The organism is Streptomyces sp. NPDC056347, from assembly GCF_042262625.1.
GTDB lineage: Bacteria > Actinomycetota > Actinomycetes > Streptomycetales > Streptomycetaceae > Streptomyces.
Map to the genome: position 1 here is coordinate 1 of NZ_JBHJQP010000301.1, position 4,241 is coordinate 4,241.

The window sequence follows — 4,241 nt, forward strand, 5'->3', positions numbered from 1 at the left end:
CCGATTGAGCGGTGCCCGCCCGGCGGGGGTCAGCGCTCGGTGCTGGTGTGGACGAAGTCGACGAGCCGGGTCAGCGCGTCCGGGTCCATCGACGGCATCACGCCGTGGCCCAGGTTGAAGATGTGGCCCTCCAGACCGGCGGCGGCGTCCAGCACCTCGCGGGTCTTGGCCTCCACGGCCTCGGTCGGCGCGAACAGCACGGCGGGGTCGAGGTTGCCCTGGAGCGCCTTGCCGGGGCCGACCCGGCGCGCGGCCTCGTCCAGCGAAACGCGCCAGTCGACGCCGACCACGTCCGCACCGGCCTCGCCGAGCAGGCCGAGGAGCTCGCCGGTGCCGACGCCGAAGTGGATGCGGGGGACGCCGTACCCGGCGACCGCGTCGAAGACCTTCGCGGAGGCGGGGAGCACCGAGCGCCGGTAGTCGGCGGGGGACAGCGCGCCCACCCAGGAGTCGAAGAGCTGGACGGCCGAGGCACCCGCCTCGATCTGCACCTCGAGGAAAGCGGCGGTGATCGCGGCGAGCCGGTCCAGCAGGTCGGCCCAGAGCTCCGGGTCGCCGTACATCAGGGCCTTGGTGTGCTCGTGGTTGCGGGAGGGACCGCCCTCCACGAGGTAGCTGGCCAGGGTGAAGGGCGCCCCGGCGAAGCCGATGAGCGGGGTGGCGCCCAGCTCGGCGGTGAGCAGGCCGATGGCCTCGGTGACGTACGAGACGTCCTCCGGCGTCAGGTCGCGCAGCCGGGCCAGGTCGGCCCGGGTGCGGATCGGGTCGGCGATGACCGGGCCGACGCCGGGCTTGATGTCGAGGTCGATCCCGACGGCCTTGAGGGGGACGACGATGTCGCTGAAGTAGATCGCGGCGTCGACCTTGTGGCGGCGGACGGGCTGCATCGTGATCTCGGCGACCAGCTCCGGCATCGTGCAGGAGTCGAGCATCGGGATGCCCTCGCGCACCTTGAGGTACTCCGGCAGCGAGCGGCCCGCCTGACGCATGAACCAGACCGGCGTGTGCGGAACCGGCTCGCGACGGCACGCCTTCAGGAACGCCGACTCATGGGTGGCGGGGGTCTTCGGCTGCTGGCCCATGGGGCGGTCGTTGGCACTCACACCAGGAATCTTCGCACGACGGCCGTGAGGCGTGCGCGGGTGTCCCTCCCTGCGCGAAGCGCCGGTTCCGCCTACTCTTCCCCGCATGGCTCCGGCTCAGGGACACTTCTCCGATCGCACCGACGACGCTGACGGCAAGGGCAGCGAGGAGGGTGGCTTCGTCCCGCCCGCGTTCCGCTCGGCGGTGGACGCCTTGCACGCGGCGCGGCTCCGGCCCGAGCTGGAGGTGGAGCCGACCCGGCCGCCCCGGCGGCTGGCCCCGTTCGCGTACGCCCTGGAGGCGGCGGTCGTCGACGGCGAGGACGACCTGGCCGACGGCCGCCTCGTGCTGCTCCACGACCCGGCCGGGCACGACGCCTGGCAGGGCGCCTTCCGGCTGGTGACGCTGGTGCGGGCCGAGCTGGAGCCGGAGATGGCCGCCGACCCGCTGCTGCCCGAGGTGTGCTGGTCCTGGCTGACCGGGGCACTGGAGGCGCGCGGCCTGTCGTACGGGGAGGCGGGCGGCACGGTGACCCGGGCCAGCTCGCACTACTTCGGTGCGCTGGACACCCGGCGGCCGGCGACGCAGATCGAGATCCGGGCGTCCTGGACGCCCCGGGAGGGCCGCGGCGGGGTGCCGGACGCCGCCGCGCACCTGATGGCCTGGGGAGATCTGCTGTGCCAGATCGCCGGTCTGCCGCCCTCGGGGCCGGTGGACGCGGCGGTGGTGACCCTTCCCCAGCGGCGCGGCCCGCAGGTTTCCTGAAGCACCGGCTTCTCCCGAAGCAGCCACTTTCTCGATTGGCCGAAAATACTCTGTGCCGGTCACTGGGCGTCACTCATGTCGCCCAGTGACCGGCACTTTTTCGTACAATCGATCGCATGCCCGATTTGCCCGAATTGTTACGCATCAAATCGCGATCATCCCCTAAAGGAGCAGGGACCTGCTGCCGAAGAGGTCAATGACCCTTCAAGCACGGTTCGCCCCGGCAAACACCGAGCCGGCCCGTACCGCCACTCCCCAGGAGGCCTGGTGTCCGTTCTCCTAGAGCAGCCCGCAAGCCTGGTCGCCTACCGCCCGAACAAGCCGACGGCCATGGTCGTCGTGGCCGACCCGCGCGTCCGTTCCACCGTCACCCGCCATCTGTGGGCACTCGGAGTACGTGACGTCATCGAGGCGTCGTCCATCGCGGAGGCCCGTCCCCGCGTCGGCAACCCGCGCGACATCTGCGTAGCCGACGTCCACCTGCCCGACGGTTCCGGGCTGACCCTGCTGTCCGAGACCCGGGCGGCCGGCTGGCCGAACGGTCTCGCCCTGTCCGCCGCCGACGACATCGGCGCCGTGCGCAACGCCCTCGCGGGCGGCGTGAAGGGCTATGTCGTCACCGGAACACGAACCAATATCGGCCACCCCGCCCGTCCCGGCGTCGCCCCCATCGGCGCCAACGCCGCCCGTATGCACCGCCGCCCCCCGGGCGCCCCGGGCCACCCCGGCGGCTACCGCGAACTGTCCGGCCGCGAGGTCGAGGTCCTCCGGCTGGTCGCCGAGGGCCAGTCCAACAAGGCCATCGGCGTCTCGATGGGCCTGTCCGCCCTGACCGTCAAGAGCCACCTCGCCCGGATCGCCCGCAAGCTCGGCACCGGCGACCGCGCGGGCATGGTCGCCGTCGCGCTGCGTACCGGAATCATCCACTGACGCCCGCACCCGGCCGCCCGCACGGGTGCGGCCCGGCTGGTTTGTGCTCCTCGGCACCCGTCGGCGGAACGTTCCGTCGACGGGTGCCGTACATACACAGATACCCTTGACACGTGACCGACGCCCAAGAGACCGCAGCAGACAGTTCACTGCGAACCACCGGGGGCGCTCCCCCGGACGACGTCGCCCCGGCGCCGATCCCCTTGCTCGAACCTCGCGAGGGCATTCCCCCGGTGGTGGCGTCCGAGGACGCACTGGCCCGGGTGGTCGCCGCCTTCGCGGCCGGGTCCGGCCCGGTGGCCGTCGACGCCGAGCGGGCCTCCGGCTACCGCTACGGCCAGCGCGCCTATCTGGTGCAGCTGCGCCGCGAGGGCGCGGGCAGCGCGCTGATCGACCCGGTCGGCTGCCCCGACCTGTCCGGGCTGGGCGAGGTCCTGACCGGCAGCGAGTGGATTCTGCACGCCGCCACCCAGGACCTGCCCTGTCTGCGCGAGATAGGGATGACCCCCACCGGCCTCTTCGACACCGAGCTCGCCGGCCGGCTGGCCGGCTTCCCGCGCGTCGGCCTCGGCGCCATGGTGGAGAACGTGCTCGGTTTCTCGCTGGAGAAGGGGCACTCCGCCGTCGACTGGTCCACCCGTCCGCTGCCCGACCCCTGGCTGCGCTACGCGGCACTCGACGTCGAGCTGCTGATCGACCTGCGCAACGCCCTGGAGGACGAGCTCGACCGGCAGGGCAAGCTGGAATGGGCCCGCGAGGAGTTCGACTCGATCGCCTCGGCGCCGCCCGCTCCCCCGCGCAAGGACCCCTGGCGCCGCACGTCGGGCATGCACAAGGTCCGCCGCCGCCGTCAGATGGCGGCGGTACGGGAGCTGTGGACCGCGCGTGACCAGGTCGCCCGGCGCCGTGACGTCTCCCCGGGCAAGGTGCTGAGCGACGCCGCGATCGTCGAGGCGGCGCTCGCGCTCCCGCCCAACATCCAGGCGCTGACCGCGCTCACCGGCTTCGGGCACCGCATGGGGCGGCGCCAGCTGGAGCAGTGGCAGGCCGCCGTCGACCGGGCCAAGGCACTGCCGGACACCGAGCTCCCGCAGCCCGGCCAGGCCCTCACGGGCCCGCCCCCGCCCCGCGCCTGGGCGGACAAGGACCCCGCGGCCGCGGCCCGGCTGTCGGCCGCCCGCACCGCGGTCTCGGAGCTCGCCGAGCGGCTGCACATGCCGCAGGAGAACCTGATCACCCCGGACACCGTGCGCCGGGTCTGCTGGGAGCCGCCCAAGCACCCGACGCCGGACGCGGTGGAGACCGCGCTCGCCGGGTACGGGGCGCGTCGCTGGCAGATCGAGCAGGTGGCCCCGCTGCTGCTGCGCGCGCTGTCGTCCGCCGCCTGAGCCGCCGCTCCGGGGACGTAATCGCGCCAGGTTCCCGATCCGCGTGCCCGAACGCCGGACGGACCGATTCCGGTC

4 protein-coding genes are annotated in these 4,241 nt (G+C 73.1%); 3 read left to right on the plus strand and 1 reads right to left on the minus strand.

Annotation, left to right across the window (positions count from 1 at the left end):
* Window positions 1-29 precede the first annotated feature (29 nt).
* Window positions 30-1,103 carry a uroporphyrinogen decarboxylase gene (gene hemE, locus ACFCV8_RS35545; protein ID WP_376689685.1) on the minus strand — a complete coding sequence of 358 codons (1,074 nt, stop codon included), beginning with the start codon at window positions 1,101-1,103 and terminating at the stop codon, window positions 30-32.
* 85 nt (window positions 1,104-1,188) lie between these two features.
* On the opposite strand from hemE, the gene ACFCV8_RS35550 reads away from it, so the two are divergent.
* The 3 genes from ACFCV8_RS35550 (at window position 1,189) to ACFCV8_RS35560 (ending at window position 4,166) form a co-directional block, all read left to right on the plus strand.
* Window positions 1,189-1,848, plus strand: a complete 660-nt coding sequence (locus ACFCV8_RS35550) for a DUF3000 domain-containing protein (protein WP_376689686.1) — start codon at window positions 1,189-1,191, stop codon at window positions 1,846-1,848.
* 267 nt (window positions 1,849-2,115) lie between these two features.
* The gene (locus tag ACFCV8_RS35555) at window positions 2,116-2,778 is read left to right on the plus strand and encodes a response regulator transcription factor (protein ID WP_352273071.1); all 663 of its coding nucleotides are present in this window, start codon (window positions 2,116-2,118) and stop codon (window positions 2,776-2,778) included.
* 113 nt (window positions 2,779-2,891) lie between these two features.
* Complete coding sequence (locus tag ACFCV8_RS35560; protein WP_376689687.1) at window positions 2,892-4,166, plus strand: HRDC domain-containing protein; 1,275 nt, start codon at window positions 2,892-2,894, stop codon at window positions 4,164-4,166.
* Window positions 4,167-4,241 lie beyond the last annotated feature (75 nt).

Bases quoted from the DNA above. Each gene is read 5' to 3' on its own strand.
- ACFCV8_RS35550 (WP_376689686.1), top strand. From the start codon at position 1,189: ATGGCTCCGGCTCAGGGACACTTCTCCGATCGCACCGACGACGCTGAC.